The organism is Zhongshania aliphaticivorans (assembly GCF_902705875.1).
GTDB lineage: Bacteria > Pseudomonadota > Gammaproteobacteria > Pseudomonadales > Spongiibacteraceae > Spongiibacter > Spongiibacter aliphaticivorans_A.
Window position 1 is genome coordinate 371,000 of sequence record NZ_CACSIK010000001.1, and the last position, 18,086, is coordinate 389,085.

At 50.5% G+C, this 18,086-nt stretch carries 16 protein-coding genes; 13 read left to right on the forward strand and 3 right to left on the reverse strand.

The window, feature by feature from the left end; all coding sequences use genetic code 11:
• Positions 1 to 7 precede the first annotated feature (7 nt).
• Entirely contained in the window at positions 8 to 853 is an 846-nt protein-coding gene (locus tag AELLOGFF_RS01765) for a sulfurtransferase (protein WP_159267053.1), read from the reverse strand.
• Positions 854 to 1,046: 193 nt separating this feature from the next.
• The gene (rsgA, locus tag AELLOGFF_RS01770; protein WP_159267054.1) at positions 1,047 to 2,057 is read right to left on the reverse strand and encodes a small ribosomal subunit biogenesis GTPase RsgA; all 1,011 of its coding nucleotides are present in this window, start codon (positions 2,055 to 2,057) and stop codon (positions 1,047 to 1,049) included.
• A 369-nt stretch (positions 2,058 to 2,426) separates the two neighbouring features.
• Between rsgA and orn the strand changes: the two genes are divergently transcribed.
• Together orn and AELLOGFF_RS01780 are read left to right on the forward strand one after the other, a co-directional pair.
• Positions 2,427 to 2,972 (forward strand): oligoribonuclease, encoded by a 546-nt coding sequence (orn, locus tag AELLOGFF_RS01775; protein ID WP_159267055.1) that lies wholly within the window; start codon positions 2,427 to 2,429, stop codon positions 2,970 to 2,972.
• 277 nt (positions 2,973 to 3,249) lie between these two features.
• Positions 3,250 to 5,088, forward strand: a complete 1,839-nt coding sequence (locus AELLOGFF_RS01780) for an autotransporter domain-containing protein (protein WP_159267056.1) — start codon at positions 3,250 to 3,252, stop codon at positions 5,086 to 5,088.
• A 106-nt stretch (positions 5,089 to 5,194) separates the two neighbouring features.
• Here the strand turns inward: AELLOGFF_RS01780 and queG are convergent, their stop codons facing one another.
• A complete protein-coding gene (gene queG / locus AELLOGFF_RS01785) occupies positions 5,195 to 6,271 on the reverse strand; it encodes a tRNA epoxyqueuosine(34) reductase QueG (protein ID WP_159267057.1) in 1,077 nt (358 codons plus the stop codon).
• 240 nt (positions 6,272 to 6,511) lie between these two features.
• Here queG and AELLOGFF_RS01790 point away from each other — a divergent pair, with 240 nt between their 5' ends.
• The 11 genes from AELLOGFF_RS01790 to AELLOGFF_RS01840 all read left to right on the forward strand — a co-directional run bounded on the left by AELLOGFF_RS01790 (position 6,512) and on the right by AELLOGFF_RS01840 (position 18,074).
• Entirely contained in the window at positions 6,512 to 8,062 is a 1,551-nt protein-coding gene (locus AELLOGFF_RS01790) for an NAD(P)H-hydrate dehydratase (protein ID WP_159267058.1), read from the forward strand.
• On the forward strand, positions 8,043 to 8,537 hold the full coding sequence (tsaE, locus tag AELLOGFF_RS01795; RefSeq protein ID WP_159267059.1) for a tRNA (adenosine(37)-N6)-threonylcarbamoyltransferase complex ATPase subunit type 1 TsaE: 495 nt from the start codon (positions 8,043 to 8,045) through the stop codon (positions 8,535 to 8,537). Before AELLOGFF_RS01790 ends, tsaE begins: the two co-directional genes overlap by 20 nt.
• The gene (locus AELLOGFF_RS01800; RefSeq protein ID WP_159267060.1) at positions 8,524 to 9,888 is read left to right on the forward strand and encodes an N-acetylmuramoyl-L-alanine amidase; all 1,365 of its coding nucleotides are present in this window, start codon (positions 8,524 to 8,526) and stop codon (positions 9,886 to 9,888) included. Before tsaE ends, AELLOGFF_RS01800 begins: the two co-directional genes overlap by 14 nt.
• Positions 9,888 to 11,762 carry a DNA mismatch repair endonuclease MutL gene (gene mutL, locus AELLOGFF_RS01805; RefSeq protein WP_159267061.1) on the forward strand — a complete coding sequence of 625 codons (1,875 nt, stop codon included), beginning with the start codon at positions 9,888 to 9,890 and terminating at the stop codon, positions 11,760 to 11,762. Before AELLOGFF_RS01800 ends, mutL begins: the two co-directional genes overlap by 1 nt.
• Before the next feature lie 34 nt (positions 11,763 to 11,796).
• A complete protein-coding gene (gene miaA / locus AELLOGFF_RS01810; protein ID WP_200842681.1) occupies positions 11,797 to 12,711 on the forward strand; it encodes a tRNA (adenosine(37)-N6)-dimethylallyltransferase MiaA in 915 nt (304 codons plus the stop codon).
• 126 nt (positions 12,712 to 12,837) lie between these two features.
• The gene (hfq, locus tag AELLOGFF_RS01815; RefSeq protein WP_159267063.1) at positions 12,838 to 13,095 is read left to right on the forward strand and encodes an RNA chaperone Hfq; all 258 of its coding nucleotides are present in this window, start codon (positions 12,838 to 12,840) and stop codon (positions 13,093 to 13,095) included.
• 30 nt (positions 13,096 to 13,125) lie between these two features.
• The gene (gene hflX, locus AELLOGFF_RS01820; protein WP_159267064.1) at positions 13,126 to 14,442 is read left to right on the forward strand and encodes a ribosome rescue GTPase HflX; all 1,317 of its coding nucleotides are present in this window, start codon (positions 13,126 to 13,128) and stop codon (positions 14,440 to 14,442) included.
• 105 nt (positions 14,443 to 14,547) lie between these two features.
• Positions 14,548 to 15,687, forward strand: a complete 1,140-nt coding sequence (gene hflK, locus AELLOGFF_RS01825; protein ID WP_159267065.1) for an FtsH protease activity modulator HflK — start codon at positions 14,548 to 14,550, stop codon at positions 15,685 to 15,687.
• 1 nt (position 15,688) lies between these two features.
• Entirely contained in the window at positions 15,689 to 16,564 is an 876-nt protein-coding gene (hflC, locus tag AELLOGFF_RS01830; protein WP_159267066.1) for a protease modulator HflC, read from the forward strand.
• 137 nt (positions 16,565 to 16,701) lie between these two features.
• Positions 16,702 to 16,869 (forward strand): DUF2065 domain-containing protein, encoded by a 168-nt coding sequence (locus AELLOGFF_RS01835; RefSeq protein ID WP_327785471.1) that lies wholly within the window; start codon positions 16,702 to 16,704, stop codon positions 16,867 to 16,869.
• Between the two features lie 35 nt (positions 16,870 to 16,904).
• On the forward strand, positions 16,905 to 18,074 hold the full coding sequence (locus AELLOGFF_RS01840; RefSeq protein ID WP_159267068.1) for an ATP phosphoribosyltransferase regulatory subunit: 1,170 nt from the start codon (positions 16,905 to 16,907) through the stop codon (positions 18,072 to 18,074).
• Positions 18,075 to 18,086: the final 12 nt, after the last annotated feature.

The following is an 18,086-nucleotide window of genomic DNA, read 5'->3' on the forward strand; positions in this document are numbered from 1 at the left end:
CGATTTATTAAGGCTTTTGGGCGCTTGGCTGTGGATGATCACCGGTTTCTATCGGGGTGGTCTCACTATTTCCCCATTCACCCCATGAGCCGTGATACGCCTTTATGTGAGGGTAGCCGAGGATTTTCATCAACAGATAGCTCAGCCCAGAGCGATGATGGGTTTGGCAGTGGGTGATAATAGTTTTATCTGCGGTAAGGCCTAGCTCATTAAGCCGCGACTGCAGTTTACTGGTGTCTTTAAGGCGCATTTGCTTGTCGCGGTTTATCAACTCCAGCCAGTCAAGATTAATGGCCCCAGGAATATGGCCGCCGCGTTGAGCGAATACTTTTTCGCCTCGGTACTCTTCTGGCGAACGGGCGTCCCAGATTGCAAGCTGACTGTTGTCTAATAAGTGAATAAAGTCTTCAATTTCTGCAATCGGCAGGCTATCAATGCTGATGTTTTGCTCTATTGGCGCGGGAAGGTTCGCCACTTTTTCAGTTGCGTAGCCATCGTGCAGCCAAGCGTGTAAGCCGCCATCAATATAAGAATAGTTTTGATGACCGATAACATCTAATGTCCAAATTAAACGTCCAGCCCAGCCGCCGCCTTCATCATCATAGACAACAACATGCTTGTCAGGGGTGAGCCCTACTTTGGTAAAAAGGGCGTTCAGCGCCTCAATACTGGGAAGTTTACCCACCGCTGGTTTAACACCACTTTGCAATTCAGATGGCGCAATATGGACCGCGCCGGGGATGTGATGATCCGCATAATTGGCAGCGCTGCAGGTATCCAAAATTAATAAATTTGGGTCGTGCAGCGCATCGGCGAGCTGCGATGTTTCAATTAATAGTGGCCAGTCTTTCATGATAAATAACTTACGTTTAACGTGAAGGTGGATTGTAGCAGTAGCAACGCCAATTCGGCGATGCCGAAAGGACGTACTTTTCTGCGCGTGTTAATACATAAGACCTTAAATAGCTTTGATTACTCACTATAAATTCAATTATTAAATAATTGAGAAGTGATTTTATTGTAGATCGCAGGTATGACGGTTTGTGTTAATCGGTATTAAGGCTTTGAATGATTTGGCGATAACTTGCCATGCGTTCAGGGCTGATTTTATTTTCCGCTTCGGCATCAAGCAGCGCGCACTGTGGCTCATGCTCATGCTTGCAGTCTCGAAATCGGCACAAACCCAAAAAAGGTCTAAATTCAATAAAGCCGGCCAACACCTTTTCTCGGTCCATATTCCAAAGCGCAAACTCGCGGATTCCCGGTGAGTCAATCAAACTGCCGCCGTCGGGAAAGTGATAAAGGCGGGCCGTGGTGGTGGTGTGCTTGCCCTTGGCGGTACTTTCAGACAAAGCGCCAATGCGGGTATCGGTGCCGGGTAGCAGGCTGTTTACCAGCGATGACTTGCCCACCCCAGATTGGCCCACAAACACACTGATCTGCCCGCTTAAAGTTTGCTTTAATTGGTCCAAGCCATGCTCAGCGGCGGTTGAGGCGCGAGTCACCGAATAGCCAATTTCTTGGTAGCGAGCCAGCATACTGTCTAAGTAGGCTTGGTTGTCAGCGTTAATCAAGTCAGATTTATTGAGCAGCAATATAGGGCTAATGCCAATCGCTTCTGAAGCCACCAAATAGCGATCAATCAGATTGGCGTGAGCGCGAGGCTCGGGGGCAATGACAATCACAATATGGTCAATATTGGCGGCCACCGGCTTTAACTTGCCGTGATTGTCCGGCCGAGAAAGTAGCGAATGGCGATCATTACGGGCAACAACCACCCCGGTGGGCTTGCCTTCTCGCCAAGTCACGCTATCGCCAGTCACTAAATTTTCAATGTGGGCGCGAACATGACAGCGCTGGCGAAGTCCTACATCGCTTTCAACCTCAACCTGCTGGCCAAAATGGCTCACTATCAAGCCGTTTTGTTCAGGGCCTAACTCGCCCTCGCTTAAAGCTTGGTTCAGCTGTGAATTACGCTTGTTTGCTCGCTCGTTACGTTCGGCTTGCACTTTTTCTATGCGCCAGCGCTGTTGTCGGCTGAGTTTACGTTTTGTCATTAAGGCTGATTCGACTTGAGTTGGTTATTGCAAGAGCGGCCCATAATACGCGTTTACAGGCAGTAAATAACTGAGGGCGCAGCAAGACTGAGCACTGAGTTACTTGCTATTGAAAAAAGTCGATTTGTTGTTTGCAGCTCGTGGCAAAAAAGCAAATTATACTCCCTTAGGGTATTGGGCGTGCGATTGATTGGCGGGCACACAAGGCGCTACAAGCTGTAGCAGGCCGTTTAGATGCGTCATCTTACCCCATGTGCTGTTACAATCGACACTTTGTGTACGTGCAACTGATCAGAGTCAAATGCTAACCACTACCGCGCTGGGCTAAAGCGGGCAATATTTATCAACATTCACAGCGGAGGTAACCCTATGGAAAAGTCACAAAATTTAATTTGGATTGATCTAGAGATGACCGGTCTAGACACTCTTAACGACCATATTATAGAAATTGCGACTGTGGTGACTGATGCACATTTAAACGTGCTTGCAGAGGGGCCGGTGTTGGCAATTCATCAGTCCGAAGACGTATTAGCGGCAATGGATGAATGGAATACCCGTCAGCACGGCAAATCAGGTTTGACCAAGCGGGTACAGGACACCTGTATTACCGCAGACGAAGCCGAGCGTCTCACCTTGGCATTTTTAGACAAGCATGTTGAAAAAGGCGCATCACCCATGTGTGGCAATAGTATTTGCCAAGATCGTCGGTTTATGGCCCGAGAAATGCCAACGCTTGAAGCTTTTTTCCATTACCGCAATTTAGACGTGAGTAGCCTAAAAGAACTAGCACGGCGCTGGCGGCCAGATTTAAGCGGCGGCTTGAATAAGTCGGCTTCGCACTTAGCGTTGGATGATATTTATGATTCCATTGCCGAACTTAGCTATTACCGCGAACATTTTTTACGCCTCTCTTAGTCATCTCTCTGCTTGTCGCGGTCATCTGTCGGGATGACCGCAGACGCGCTTAGCGGGTCTTTTATTTTACCTTTTCACCTTTGCCAAAGACGCAATCGTCTTCTATTGTTCAAGGGCTATCTGTATTAACCCGTATTGTTGTTTGGGCGTAAAACGGGTCTCGTAGCCACTTATGTTGTCGATGAAAACTTGTCGTGACATCGGTGTTTTGAATGCGCCATGAGCGGTTTGTTGGCTTAAGCGACAACACACTAGTTAACAATAAGAAGGTGACAAAATGAAAAAACTGACCGCACTGTGTGTGGCTTCCCTGCTTTGCTCCCCCCTGTCAGCACAAAGCTATTTTAGTGAACTGCTTATCTTTGGCGACAGCTTGTTAGACAGCGGCAACCTTGGTCGACGCTTTACCAACAGAACCGGTGACTACACTACCGACCCATACGCCAATATTGCGCCTCAGTACTTGGGTTTAGAGCTGGGTTTGGCAACAGACCCCGCTGCGAGCGGCGGCAGCAATTATGCCGTTGGCGGTTACGAAACAGCAGATATTTTAAATTCAATTAACGGGACTGGCCTAGCGCTGCCAGCCGGCGGCCCCGTGGCCAGACCCGCCTACTTAACAGAGAACAACACCATAAGCTCAAATGCGCTTATCTTAATTGACGGTGGTGGTAATGACTTTTTAAACGGCACTGCCACAGATCAAGCAAGCATTATTACTTCTGCACAAACCTTAATGGCGGGGGTGTCGGCGCTAAGTGATGCCGGTGGCCGATACATCATGTTGAGCAATCTGCCAGATTTGGGCAATACACCTGCCGCCCAAGCACAGAATCTTGCTGTGCCAGGCTACGCGGCTACGGTATCCGCTGGCGCGGCGGGCTATAACCAAGCCTTAATGACCTACGCAAATTTTAGCTCAGCCAATATTATTCCTGTCGATTTGGCGGGGGTGATTAACTACGTATCAGACAACGCAGAGACCTATGGCTTTGCCAGTGGTGCCAATGTTGCGCTCGGCCCCTTGGCCACCTTTGATCAGCGATATATGTGTTTTGATGACAGCAATGGCGATTGTATAGAGCATCCAATTTACGGCATTGATGGCATCAGTCCAGACCCAGATAAACTCTTATTCAATGACGGTGTTCACCCCACCGGCAAAGTGGGAGAAATTACCGGTGACTATTTAATTGATGTTGTAGTTGCGCCGCAATTAGTTGGCCAGTTGGCTGGCATTGGTCTGGGTATTGCGCGTACTCAGCACGACAGCCTGAGCCACACCCTGAGAGAAAATCGCTGGCTAGAAAATACCGACCGCATGTTTATTAATGCCAGCGGAGCGAATGAAGATACCCAAAATGGCGGCGATCAAACCACTAACCACCTCACCCTGGGTTATAACAAAGCGGTATCATCAGTGATGAGCTTAGGGGCCGCGCTGAGCATGGCAAACCATGAAACTGACGGTGGTGGCGCTGATTTTTCTGCAAGCAGTGTTGGTTTAAGCGCTTTGGCTAATTACCGCGATGGACACTGGCTGGCAGAGGGCAGTGTGGGGTTAAGCATTGTGGATTATGGCGATGTTGACCGCCACTTTGCGCTGGGTGACAGAGCATTGGTAGCCAGCGGTGATACAGAAGGGTACGGCTGGCATTTTGATGGACAGCTCGCTTATAACCTCTCGTCGTCAAACGCGCTTAGCATTGCGCCGGCTATTGGCGCTCGCTTATTAAGCACAAAAGTAGACGCTTACACCGAATCAGGCGGTGCCGTGTCTAATTATAGCTGGGGCGAACAAAGCCGGCAGAGTCGCCAATTGCGAGCGGGTGTCTTGGCCAATATGGCAGTGAGTGAGGGAGTGAGCCTGTACGCCGAATTGTTTTCAGTGTCAGAGCTTGAAGATGGCGATGAAACCATCGAAGTCACCAATACCAATCTAGGCTATACCAGCTACCAAATGCCGAGTTACAGCGCAGATGATGACAGCTTTGTAGACGTTAGCGTGGGTGCATCGGTGGCCATAGCCAACTCTCGCCTAGCCTTGAATATCAATTACAGCGACGAAGGTGAAGGGCGAGAAAGCGTCATGCTAAATTACGCCCTGCCGTTTTAGGTTTGAGCACTAGCTTGCCCTCAAGGCGCTGTATTTTTAGCTGTGTCAGGCCAAGCCTTAATGCTTGTGGGGTGAATGCGATTTCATAGCCGCTGGCAGTTAAGCGCTAGGCTAAGTTTTCAGTGTTGGTGTTTTTGAGCTTGGTCAGCGCCCAATCAATATGTTCGCGGGCTATATCATCTGCCTTGGCGTATTGAGTGCTTAGGGCGTCTATGGCGTTTTTGCTGGCTGGCCCGTTGCCAATACCAACCGCTAAATTGCGTAACCAGCGCTGATAGCCAATGCGGCGGATGGGGGAGCCGGCGGTATTGTCTAAGAATTCGTTTTCTGTCCATAAAAATAAGGTGATTAAATCGCTATTGTCGAGCTGATGGCGTGGCGAAAAATCAGTTTCTTGGGTGGTTTGGGCAAATTTATTCCAAGGGCAAACCAGTTGGCAGTCGTCGCAGCCAAAGACTCGGTTACCCATTAAGGGACGCAACTCTTCTGGAATACTACTTTTGAGCTCAATGGTTAAATACGAAATGCAGCGTCGGGCGTCGACTTGGTAAGGCGCAACAATCGCTCCAGTTGGGCAGTCGTCCAAGCAGGCACGGCAGCTGCCGCAATGTCCGGTTTCCTGCGGTGGGTCAATTGGCAGCGGTATGTCGGTGTATATTTCTCCCAAGAAAAACCACGATCCCGCTTTGCTGTTAATCAGCATGGTGTTTTTGCCAATCCAGCCAAGACCGGCTTGCTCGGCAAAGCCGCGCTCTAGCACCGGGGCGCTATCGACAAAAGCGCGGTGGCTGCCTCCGGCAATGCCGCTTATTTTTTCGGCTAGACGGCTAAGGCGTTTGCGAATTAATTTATGATAATCGCGGCCAAGGGCGTAGCGAGAAATATAGGCTTTTTGGGGGGCGTTTAAGATGGTGTCGCAGTCTTCACTGTCGGGCAGGTAGTCTAGGCGAGCACTGATAACGCGGATGGTGCCGGGTAATAGTTGGTCTGGGGTGGCGCGCAATTCTTCGCGCTCAGCCATGTAACTCATGTCGCCGTGGTAGTCTTTGGCTAGCCAGTTGTGCAGGTGTTGAGCGTGGCTGGCGTTGGTTGCGGGGCTTATGCCAATGTGGGCAAAGCCTAGCTCCTGCCCCCATGTTTTTATTTGCTCCGCTAGCGTTGCGTAATTGCTGTTTTGTGTCATGTGATGTCTGAGTTTGCCCGCGCATGGTGGAGAGTAATCTGGTGTGCTCAGCCTTTACTACAAATAAAGTTTTAGAAAGATAGTGTGTCCGATTATTGGCCAAACATAAAATCACGGCAAAAGGGCGTCTATAATTGACCACAGCTATTAGTTGGCAATTACAAACAAGGCGCAGGCTAAGCAGGGCTCTGTTTTGCCGCTGTAGCGCAACCCTATTTTACACAGTCGAGATTGCAGTGTATGTCATCCTCAGAAAGTATTGCACATGATTACTTGTATACCGCAGCCCAAGTGCGGGAGCTAGACCGGCTTGCGATTGCCAGTGGCATTGCAGGTTTTGAATTGATGAGCAGGGCAGCACGTGCTGCTTTTGCCGAAATACCACGGCGGTGGCCAGATAAATCCCTTATCGATGTGTTCTGCGGCGGTGGCAATAATGGTGGTGATGGCTATTTGATTGCGGCTTTGGCAGAAAATGCGGGAATGGCTGTGCGCGTATGGGCATTGTCAGATCCTTTGTCATTGCGCGGTGATGCCGCTTTGGCAAGGCAGAGCGCGAGTGATGCCGGTGTGGTAATTAAAAGGTGGGAGGGTGAACGACCTCGTTCCCAAGCGCTTGTGGTGGACGCCATGCTGGGCACAGGCCTGACAGGTTTGGTCCGTGAAAACTATGCGCAGGCAATCGCGGCTGTGAATACCAGTGAGGCACCGGTATTGGCGGTGGATTTACCGTCGGGCTTATGCAGCGACACGGGTCGGCAATTGGGTGCGGCGGTTCGCGCATCCGTCACCATCAGCTTTATAGGCAAAAAGCGCGGTTTGTTTACCTTGGATGGCATTGATTGCGCCGGTGACAAGGTTTTTGACACCCTTGCGGTGCCAAGTGCTGTTTACTTACAGCTAAGTGATGATACGGCTGAAAAAACCAAATTACTTAACCTAAACACGATGCTGGCAGAGTGGGGTGCTCGCCCACGAAATGGTCATAAAGGACTGTTTGGCCATGTTTTGGTGGTTGGTGGTGATATTGGTATGGCGGGTGCGAATTTACTGGCGGCAACGGCGGCGGCCCGATCCGGTGCGGGTTTGGTGTCTTGCGTGACTAGACCCGAGCACAGTGCCCACTTTCTTGCCGCGCGACCAGAGTTGATGGTGCACGGTTTGGCGGGGGGGCAATTGGCCAAAGGCGGCATACTTGCTGGTTTATTAGACAAGGCCAGCGTGATAGTCATTGGCCCGGGGCTTGGCCAAAGCGAGTGGGCGCGGGTGTTGCTAAGGTCGGTGGTGAGCAGTAATAAACCGTTGCTTATTGATGCGGATGCTTTGAATTTATTGGCGGAAACACCGGAAATTCTGCGCTCGCATACGGCTCCGCGTATACTCACGCCCCACCCCGGTGAGGCGGCTAGGCTCCTAGAGTGCGACACCGTGCAAATACAGCGTGATCGGTTTGCGGCGGTATTGGCGCTGCGGGATAAATATCAGGCAACGGTGTTGTTAAAAGGTGCGGGTACGCTTATTGCCGATGCAGACACGACGGCGGCCTTGTATTTAAATAGTGGGGGCAACCCGGGCATGGCAAGCGGAGGAATGGGTGACGTGCTGTCGGGGGTGGTGGCGGCGTTTGTCGCGCAGGGTCATTTTCCTGCACACGCTACCTGTTTGGCAGCGGCGGTTCATGCCGCAGCAGGTGATGAGGCGGCGAGCAGCGGCGAGCGCGGTATGCTTGCTAGTGATGTTATTGATAATTTGCGGGGTGTGATCAATCGGTATGCAGCGGTATCTGGATGATGAGGCCAAGACAGTGGCGGCTGGCGAGCTTATTGCTAAGGCAATGCGGGGTGGCGCCGTGGTCTATTTGGAGGGCCAGCTAGGTGCGGGTAAAACCACATTTTGTCGCGGTGTGCTGCGCGCTTTTGGCTACAACGGTCCGGTAAAAAGCCCGACGTATACCTTGGTTGAACCCTATGAGAACTTAAGACGCGAGGGGGAACCGGAACAGGCCACAGCGGTCAGTGTGTATCACTTTGACCTTTATCGCCTTGGTGATCCTGAAGAATTGGAGTATATGGGTATTCGTGACTATTTTGATCATGGTGCGATTTGTTTGATTGAATGGCCGCAGCGCGGTAGCGGATTTTTGCCATCTGCTGACATAATGGTTAGCATTGAGCCGCAGGGGACGGGTCGTCTTCTTGCCGCGCGTGGTGTGACGTTGCGTGGGCAACAAATACTAGCGCAGTTGAGCGAATATGAAGCGAATTAGCAGTGCATTATTGTGCAGTTTGGTATTTTGGTCGGCGGCTTTGCAGGCGGCTGAGATTCGCGATGTCAGATTTTGGCGGGCGCCCGACCATAGCCGTGTGGTGTTTGATCTAAGTGGTTCAGTCGAGCATGAGCTGATCACGCTTGATAAGCCTGATCGTCTGGTTATTGATATACAGAATACCAAACTTAGTTCTGACACTAGCAAACTTGAATTTGCCAATAGCCCCATCTCCCGTTTACGCCACGCAGAAAAGCCCAATGGCACCCTGCGTATTGTGTTTGATTTAAACAATGCGGTGCAGGTGCGCAGTTTTTTACTGGCGGCTAGCGGTGATTTGCAAGATCGCTTGGTGGTGGATTTTTTAGATAGTGGTCAGGGTGCTGGTGCCAGCGCCAGCGCTAAACCCAGTGCGCCAAAGGTAGTAAAGAGTGTAGAGAATAGCTCCCATCGCAATGTGGTTATTGCCATTGATGCCGGACATGGTGGCGAAGACCCTGGCGCAATTGGACCGGGGCGTATTAAAGAAAAAGATGTGGTGTATAAAATTGCCCAGCGTTTACAAGAACGCTTTGAGCGCAAAAAAGGCTACCAGGTTGTTATGATTCGCGATGGCGATTATTACGTGGGCCTTGCCAAGCGCCGCGATTTGGCCAGAAAAGCGCAGGCAGATTTCTTTGTTTCAATTCACGCTGATGCCTTTACCAATCCCAGTGCCAATGGCAGTTCGGTGTACGCCTTGTCTAAGCGAGGCGCAACCAGTGCCTCGGCGCGGATTTTAGCGCAACGTGAGAACAAGGCAGATTTGGTGGGCGGCGTTAGTTTGTCTGATAAGGATCAGGTGCTTGCCGGCGTGTTAACCGATTTATCCATGACCGCGACCCTGGATGCTAGCTTGAGCGTTGGCGGGCAGTTGCTTGGCGAGATGGGTAAGATTTCTCGGCTGCATAGTAAGCGGGTTGAGCAGGCAGGGTTTGCTGTGCTCAAGTCACCAGATATCCCTTCCTTGTTGGTGGAAACAGGGTTTATTTCTAATCCCCATGAGGCGAGTAAGTTAAAAAGCTCGAATTACCAGAGTCAAATGGCGCAGGCTATTTACGAGGGAATTGATCGCTACTTTAGAGAAAGTCCGCCGCCAGATACGTATTTTGCAGCGGTAAAACGAGGCGATATATCACCTGCAGGTGGTCGTGCACCCGTGGGCGCGCGTGAGTATGTTATTGCTCGCGGTGATACCCTGTCAGGCATTGCTCACCGCTACAACGTACCGCTGAGTGATTTGCAGCGTCACAATCAATTGTCGGGTAGTAATATCCGCGTCGGTCAGAAAATAAAGATTCCCGCATCCTAATGACAAAAATTCGTTTACTAGATCCGCGTTTGGCTAACCAAATTGCGGCGGGTGAAGTTGTTGAGCGCCCAGCCTCCGTTGTTAAAGAACTGCTTGAAAATAGCCTTGATGCCGGTGCGCGCCGGATTGAGTTAGAGATTGAAGACGGCGGGGTTAAATTAATTCGTGTTCGTGACGACGGTGAGGGTATTGATCGCGAAGATTTACCGCTTGCTTTAAGCCGTCATGCCACGAGTAAAATTAACGCCTTGGAAGATTTAGAGTCGGTGGCGAGCTTGGGGTTTCGCGGCGAAGCGCTAGCAAGTATCAGTTCGGTGTCTCGTTTGAGTTTGAGTACCGCGCGTGAGGGCAGTGATTCGGGCTGGTCGGCGCGCAGCGAGGGGCGAGATATGGAGGCGGTGCTGGCGCCAATTGCTCACCCTCGGGGAACAACGGTGGAGGTGCGTGATTTATTTTTTAATACCCCCGCTAGGCGAAAATTTTTACGCACTGAAAAAACTGAGTTTAATCATTTAGATGATGTGGTTAAGCGTCAGGCTTTGAGTCGTTACGATGTTGGATTTTCTTTGCGCCACAATGGCCGCGCTATTCACAGTCTCAAACCGGCAGATAATCAGTTAGAGCAAGAGCGTCGTTTGGCCGCTGTGTGTGGCCCCGCCTTTATGGAGCAGGCATTATTTATTGATCGCGAGGCGATGGGTTTGCGCTTGTGGGGTTGGGTGGCGCTGCCAAGCTTTTCTCGCAGTCAGGCAGATTTGCAACATTTTTACGTGAATGGTCGTTATGTGCGCGACCGCCTAGTTGTTCATGCCGTACGTCAAGCCTACCGCGATGTGTTGTTTCACGGGCGCCACCCTGCTTTTGTGTTGTATCTTGAATTGGCGCCCTCGTCGGTAGATGTCAATGTACACCCCACTAAACACGAGGTGCGTTTCCGCGATGGGCGCACCGTGCATGATTTTATTTTTCGTACCTTGCACAAGGTGTTGGCTGACGTCAGGCCAGACACTGTGCCGCAGAATGCGTCGATGCCGCAGCGCAGTAATGAGCCAATGATAGCAATGCCAGAAGCGCAGTCGGCAATGGCGCTGGCAGGTAGCGGTGCGGGTTCGAGTCAGGGCAATAGCGCACCACTGGATTATGCGCCTAGCTCAAATGGTGTGGAGGGGTTTCAATCCCAATATCGAGCGCCACAGCCGTCTTTTTCCAATGTGGCTGATCAGCAGGCGGGATATCAGCGTTTGCAGACGGCTTCCGATGTTGCTGGAGGTGAGGGTGGTGAGCGTGATGCCCCGCCCTTGGGTTATGCCTTAGCGCAGTTAAAAGGGGTGTATATTCTTGCCGAAAATCAGCAGGGATTGGTGTTGGTAGATATGCACGCAGCGCATGAGCGCATCACCTATGAGCGAATGAAAAATGCCCGCGATGGTGAAGGCATTCGCAGTCAGCCCTTATTGGTACCCATGAACTTGGCGGTTAGCGAGCGCGAGGCGGATTGCGCCGAGCAGCATACTGAGGTGTTCTCTGAGTTGGGTATGGGTATTGAGCGGGCGGCGGCAGAGTCGATTATTGTTCGTGAATTACCCACTATTTTGGCTGAAACCTCGGTGGATCAATTGGTGAGAGATGTGCTGTCAGATTTGCTTGAGTTTGGCAGCAGTGACCGGATTCGCGCTCATATTAATGAAATTCTATCGACAATGGCCTGCCACGGCTCTGTGCGTGCTAACCGACGCCTTACCCTGCCCGAAATGAACAGCTTGCTGCGGGACATGGAGGCAACTGAGCGCAGTGGCCAGTGTAACCACGGGCGGCCAACTTGGGTGCAAGTCGGTATGGCTGAGCTGGATAAGTGGTTTTTACGTGGCCGATAATCTCGATTCTGTATTTCCCCCAGCTATTTTTTTGATGGGGCCAACAGCAGCGGGCAAGACTGATCTGGCGCTGGCCTTAAGTGAACGCTTACCCTGTGATTTAATTAGCGTGGATTCTGCCTTGGTTTATCGCGGTTTGGATATCGGCAGCGCCAAGCCGGACGCTCAAACCTTGGCGCGTTACCCTCATCAATTAATTGATATTTGTGACCCTGCAGAGCCTTATTCTGCAGCGCAATTTAGACGAGACGCGCTGGCGGCGATGGCCAAGAGCGCGGCGGCAGGTCGTATCCCTCTGCTGGTCGGGGGCACGATGTTGTATTTTAAAGCGCTGATGGAAGGCTTGGCAGAAATGCCGGCAGCCGATGCTAAGACTCGCGCTGAGATCAGCGCCTTGGCGGCAGAGCAGGGATGGCCTGCAGTGCACGCTGCCTTGGCGGCGGTCGATCCGCAATCTGCAGAGCGTATTCATCCCAATCACTCTCAGCGTGTATCCCGTGCTCTTGAGGTCTATCGCCTAAGCGGCGTCACAATGACAGAGTGGCAGGCGCGGCAATCAACTCAGGTGCTGCCGTATAAAGTTTACCAATTTGCGATTGCACCGCCTGATCGCTCGATATTACATGCACGAATAGAACAGCGGTTGAGGCAGATGTTTGCAGCCGGTTTTATTGATGAAGTTGCCGGTTTAAAAGCGCGGGCTGATCTTCATGCTGACTTGCCGTCTATCCGTGCTGTGGGCTATCGTCAGGTATGGGAATATTTAGAGGGTGAGTACGATGAAGCTGCCGCTTTTGAGCGTGCGTTGATTGCTACCCGCCAATTAGCCAAGCGTCAACTCACTTGGTTGCGGGGGTGGGAGGATTTAATTTGGTTAAATTCTGGCGAAACAACAGAATTTCAGCTAAATAAGGTCTTGGAGCACTTCGGCGCTGCCGTAAATCAATAACTTACGGTATACTCTTATTTACCCAGTCTGATTGTGAACTTATTCGCAGGTTCGTGATCCATATTGCTACTTTTATTGATAGGCTTTATCAACGCCCGATTTGGGCACATAACAGGAGGCTACACCATGTCAAAAGGGCATAGCTTACAAGACCCTTACTTGAATATTCTTCGTAAGGAGCGTATTCCAGTATCCATTTACTTGGTTAACGGGATTAAATTACAGGGACAAATTGAGTCATTCGACCAGTTTGTTGTTTTGTTGAAAAATACGGTTAGCCAAATGGTGTACAAGCACGCTATTTCTACCGTTGTTCCGTCTCGTGTTGTTCGTTTACCGATGGCGCATCCGCCTGAAGACGACGAAGATCAAGAAGACGAATAATAACGCACTTCTTTGAATTGAGGTTCGTCCTTGCTATTTGAAAGACCTAATTCCGGTGAGCGTGCAATTCTCGTCCATCTGGATTTTCACAGTGAGGACGAGCGCGAAGATTCCAACGAATTTGTGCAATTGGTGACCTCCGCAGGGGGTGACCCTGTTGCCTTCATCACGGGTTCGCGGCAGCGTCCTGACGCTCGCTTATTTGTTGGTACGGGTAAACTCGAAGAGATTCGTCAAGCATTGCTCGCTAATGAAGGCGAGCTAGTGCTGTTTAATCACGCCCTTTCCCCGAGTCAAGAACGTAATATTGAGCGCGAGCTTCAATGTCGCGTGCTCGATCGCACGGGCTTAATTCTAGATATCTTTGCTCAGCGTGCAAATACCCATGAGGGTAAGTTGCAGGTTGAACTCGCTCAGCTCCAGCATATGTCTACCCGCCTTGTACGAGGCTGGACCCACCTTGAGCGTCAAAAAGGTGGGATTGGCTTGCGTGGGCCGGGTGAAAGCCAGCTAGAGACTGACCGACGTTTACTGCGTGCGCGTATCACCTCTATTCAGGCGCGACTTCAAAAAGTGCGCAAGCAGCGTGAGCAGGCGCGACGGGCGCGGCGACGCGCAGAGATACCGGCTTTGTCCTTGGTGGGTTATACCAATGCCGGTAAGTCTACGCTGTTTAATGTACTGACTACCTCTGAGGTGTATGCCGCGGATCAGCTGTTTGCAACATTAGATCCCACGGTTAGACGAATTCAAGTTGGGGATGTTGGTCCCGTTATTTTGGCTGATACGGTTGGTTTTATCCGTCACCTCCCCCATAAACTGGTAGAGGCCTTTCGGGCAACGCTTGAAGAGGCCGTGATGGCCGATTTGTTGGTGCACGTGGTGGACTGTGCCGATCCTGAACGGCATGACAATATCAAACAAGTACTAGGTGTGCTGGCTGAAATTGGCGCTGCAGATATACCTTTGCTTGAGGTGTACAACAAAACGGATTTAATTGATGTTGAGCCGCGTATTGAGCGCAATGAGCAGGGCGTGCCGACTAGAGTCTGGTTGTCTGCTCGAGATGCCAGTGGCTTGGCGCTGTTTTACCAAGCCTTAAGTGAGATTTTGGGCAGTGAGGTTTGCGAAACTTCAATTACCCTAAGTGCAGGACAGGGCCGATTACGCGCTTTGTTATACGGCCTTGGGGCGGTATTGAAGGAAGAGTTAAACGATGATGGTTCACAATGTTTACAGCTGCGTTTACTAGAATCAGATTGGCAGCGTTTTTTGTCAAATGAATCGGTGAGCGAAGCATCATTACACTCAACGCGTCCGGTTAGCACGCAGGAAGAATTCTGCTAGACTGCCCGCCGGACAATACGTCGTTGGATCGCTGCTTCTATGCGATGGCTAAAGATGGTCGTGATAATTTAAAAGCGAAACAATACGATAATATAGGAGAGGGCTATGGCCTGGAATGAGCCGGGTGGCGGCAAAGACAATGATCCTTGGGGTGGTAAAAACCAGGGGCCGCCAGATTTGGATGAAGCACTTAAAAAGCTTCAAGAAAAGCTCAACAGTATTTTCGGTGGGGGTAAAAAGCCAGGCGGAAATAATGGTGGTGATATAAAAATTGGTGCAAGTACGCTGGTTATTATTGGTGTTCTCGCGATTGCAGTGTGGGGTCTGTTTGGATTCTATCAGGTTGATCAGCAAGAGCGCGCAGTGGTATTGCGGCTGGGTGTTTACCATGAAACAGTGATGCCGGGTTTGCGCTGGAGCCCGCCACTGATGGATGAAGTTAACAAAATCAACGTTACTAAGGTGCGTGGCGTAGCTAGCCGCGGCCAGATGTTAACTGAAGACGAAAACATTGTTGATATCGCCTTGTCGGTGCAATACACCGTTGCTGATCCTGCTAACTTTTTACTTAAAGTTAAAAGCCCTGAGTTGAGCTTGGAGCATGCCTTAGAAAGTGCGTTGCGCCATGTTGTTGGTAGCTCAAAGATGGATCAAGTTATTACCGAAGGTCGGGAGCAAATCGCCGTTGATACCCAGCAGCGTTTGCAGGCATATCTGGATACTTATCAAAGCGGTATCTTGGTTGCTAAGGTGAATATAGAAGATGCGCAAGCGCCGTCTCAAGTTCAGGATGCGTTTGATGACGTAACCCGAGCAAAAGAAGATCGCGAGCGTTTAAAGAATGAAGCCGAAGCCTACGCCAACGGTATTATTCCTGAAGCGCGCGGTGCTGCTCAGCGTCAATTAGAAGAAGCGCAAGCATACAAAGAGCAGGTGGTTGCACGAGCAGAAGGTGAAGCGCAACGTTTTGCTAACCTTTATGCTGAGTATCGCAAAGCACCAGCCGTTACCCGCGAGCGTCTTTATATTGATACTTTGGAAACTGTGTATTCCGATGCAACCAAGGTGATGGTCGATGTCGACGGCGGTAATAATATGATGTACCTGCCGTTGGATAAGTTGATTGATAAATCGACTGCGACTCGTTCAGGTTCTCAGGAAGAAATAGATATTCGCACCTTAACCGACAAAGTGGTTGAGCAATTGCGTCGCGATACGCAGACCACCCGTAGGGAGGGCCGTTAAGATGGGAAATCGTTCATTTACCTTAGTCATTGTATTATTGGGTGCACTTGTACTTGCGTTTAACTCCCTTTATATCGTGAAAGAAACAGAGCGCGCTGTCCTGCTGAAATTTGGTGAGATTGTCGATCCTGATATTAGCGTTGGGCTACATGTTAAAACGCCATTTGTGCATATGGTGCGTAAATTTGAGCGTCGTATTTTGACCTTGGATGCACCAACACAGCGTTTTTTAACCATTGAGAAAAAGCCTCTGGATGTGGATTTTTACGCAAAGTGGCGAGTTATTGATACCCAGAAGTTCTACACCGCAACCAATGGTGAAGAAGTGCGTGCCGAAGGCTTGTTGGCGCAGCGTATTAATACCGGTTTACGTAATAAATTTGGTGAACGCACCTTCCACGAAGTTGTGTCGGGTGAGCGCGATTTATTAATGACCGATTTAACACGCGACCTCAACAGCATTACGACCAGCGAATTTGGTATTCAGTTGGTTGATGTGCGGGTTAAGCGTATCGATTTACCGTCGCAGGTAAGTCAGTCTGTGTTTGATCGTATGAAGTCTGAGCGTGAGCGCGAAGCCCGTGAGCACCGTTCGACAGGTCGTGAGTTGGCAGAAAAAATTCGTGCAACGGCAGATCGTCAGCGTACGGTTATTGGTGCAAATGCTTACCGTGACGCAGAGGTCTTGCGCGGTGAGGGGGATGCGCTCGCTGCGCGAACCTATGCATCTGCATACAGTGCTGATCCTGAGTTTTATTCCTTTGTTCGCAGCTTAGAGGCATACCGTACGTCATTTAACAACAAAGGTGACTTGCTGGTGGTTGACAGTGAGGGGGAGTTTTTCCGCTACTTAAAACAGGGTGCGGATAAGCGATAAGTTGTCCTCATACTCCTCGCTATGCGGGGAGTATGATATCATTCACACATCCGGGCTGATCCGAGACCGAAACGTCTTTGGGCAGCGCGGATTTTTTATGTTTGTGGCAGGCAAAGTGCATGTGGCAGGAACTGTCAGTGGCTCTCAGTCTGGTACTTATTATAGAAGGTTTATTGCCATTTCTGAGCCCAGATCGCTGGCGGGTGTTGGCATACCGGATGGCAGATATGAACAGTCGACACGTTCGTATTGCCGGTTTAATAAGTATGTTATCGGGCCTCATTTTGTTGAGTTTGCTGCGATAAAGTCTGATAGCTGATCAAGAGAGCAAAAATCACGTATGACTTCGGTAGATCGTTGGTTACTTCCGGACGGTGTTGAAGAGCTTTTGCCCGCGCAAGCGGCTCAAGTGGAAGCATTGCGTCGGCAACTTTTAGACCTTTATAAGCGCTGGGGCTATGAGCTGGTGATTCCGCCTATGTTGGAATACACCGAATCGTTACTGGTGGGCTTGGGTAGTGATATTGATTTGTTAACCTTTAGGGTGACTGATCAGTTAACGGGTCGAATGATGGGGCTGCGGGCGGATATTACCCCTCAGGCTGCACGAATAGATGCCCATAGTCTGGGTCGTGAAGGCCCTGTCCGCTTATGTTATGCCGGTAGTGTTTTACACAGCAAGCCGAAAAAGCCTTTGGCGTCGCGCTCACCTATTCAATTGGGTGCGGAACTCTACGGTGATAATAGTCCAGCCAGTGACTTAGAAATTATTTGTTTGATGCTAGAAACCCTACGTGTGGCGGGTCTTAATGGCATCACACTCGATACCGGCCACGTGGGAGTTTACCGCGCGGTTATAAAGGCGGCAGGGTTAAATGCCGAGCAAGAATCAACGTATTTCGATATTCTGCAGCGTAAAGCCAAAACCGAGCTCTTAGAATTTGTTGCGGCATTATCTGTGGAAGACAAAGTCGCTGTGCATCTTTTAGCGCTTAATGAGCTACACGGTGATGCAGATGTGCTGGTAAAGGGACGGGAGGCTTTTGCTGACATTCCCGAGGCTATTAACGCCATTGCCAGTCTGGAACAATTAACTGACGCATTGGCGCAGCGTATTCCTGATTTACAGTTTTATTTTGACCTTGCTGAATTGCGAGGCTACCACTACCACACAGGTGTGGTGTTTTCGGCGCTGGTACGTGAACACGGTCAGGCGCTGGCATCCGGTGGTCGCTACGATGATATTGGCGAGGTTTTTGGCCGAGCGCGTCCGGCTACGGGTTTCAGTATAGATTTAAAAGCCCTATTGGGTTTGCTACCGCCAGTGACAGAAGCGGCGGCGATATTTGCGCCTTATGACCCAGGTTCAGCGCAGTGGCAGTTTGTTCAGTCATTGCGTGAGTCTGGTGAGAAGGTGATTTGCGGCTTACCGGGGCAAGACGCCGATGCGGCATGTGACCGGGTAATTCGTAAAGAGAAAGAACAGTGGTGTGTAGTATCGCTGAATTAATTCGGCTCGGTG

Excerpts from the sequence above, each read along its gene's own strand:
- AELLOGFF_RS01840 (WP_159267068.1), top strand. The coding sequence starts at position 16,905 with ATGACTTCGGTAGATCGTTGGTTACTTCCGGACGGTGTTGAAGAGCTT.
- rsgA (WP_159267054.1), bottom strand. The coding sequence starts at position 2,057 with ATGACAAAACGTAAACTCAGCCGACAACAGCGCTGGCGCATAGAAAAA.
- mutL (WP_159267061.1), top strand. The coding sequence starts at position 9,888 with ATGACAAAAATTCGTTTACTAGATCCGCGTTTGGCTAACCAAATTGCG.
- tsaE (WP_159267059.1), top strand. The coding sequence starts at position 8,043 with ATGCAGCGGTATCTGGATGATGAGGCCAAGACAGTGGCGGCTGGCGAG.
- AELLOGFF_RS01780 (WP_159267056.1), top strand. The coding sequence starts at position 3,250 with ATGAAAAAACTGACCGCACTGTGTGTGGCTTCCCTGCTTTGCTCCCCC.
- AELLOGFF_RS01800 (WP_159267060.1), top strand. The coding sequence starts at position 8,524 with ATGAAGCGAATTAGCAGTGCATTATTGTGCAGTTTGGTATTTTGGTCG.
- orn (WP_159267055.1), top strand. The coding sequence starts at position 2,427 with ATGGAAAAGTCACAAAATTTAATTTGGATTGATCTAGAGATGACCGGT.
- AELLOGFF_RS01765 (WP_159267053.1), bottom strand. The coding sequence starts at position 853 with ATGAAAGACTGGCCACTATTAATTGAAACATCGCAGCTCGCCGATGCG.
- miaA (WP_200842681.1), top strand. The coding sequence starts at position 11,797 with ATGGGGCCAACAGCAGCGGGCAAGACTGATCTGGCGCTGGCCTTAAGT.
- hfq (WP_159267063.1), top strand. The coding sequence starts at position 12,838 with ATGTCAAAAGGGCATAGCTTACAAGACCCTTACTTGAATATTCTTCGT.
- hflK (WP_159267065.1), top strand. The coding sequence starts at position 14,548 with ATGGCCTGGAATGAGCCGGGTGGCGGCAAAGACAATGATCCTTGGGGT.
- AELLOGFF_RS01790 (WP_159267058.1), top strand. The coding sequence starts at position 6,512 with ATGTCATCCTCAGAAAGTATTGCACATGATTACTTGTATACCGCAGCC.
- queG (WP_159267057.1), bottom strand. The coding sequence starts at position 6,271 with ATGACACAAAACAGCAATTACGCAACGCTAGCGGAGCAAATAAAAACA.
- hflC (WP_159267066.1), top strand. The coding sequence starts at position 15,689 with ATGGGAAATCGTTCATTTACCTTAGTCATTGTATTATTGGGTGCACTT.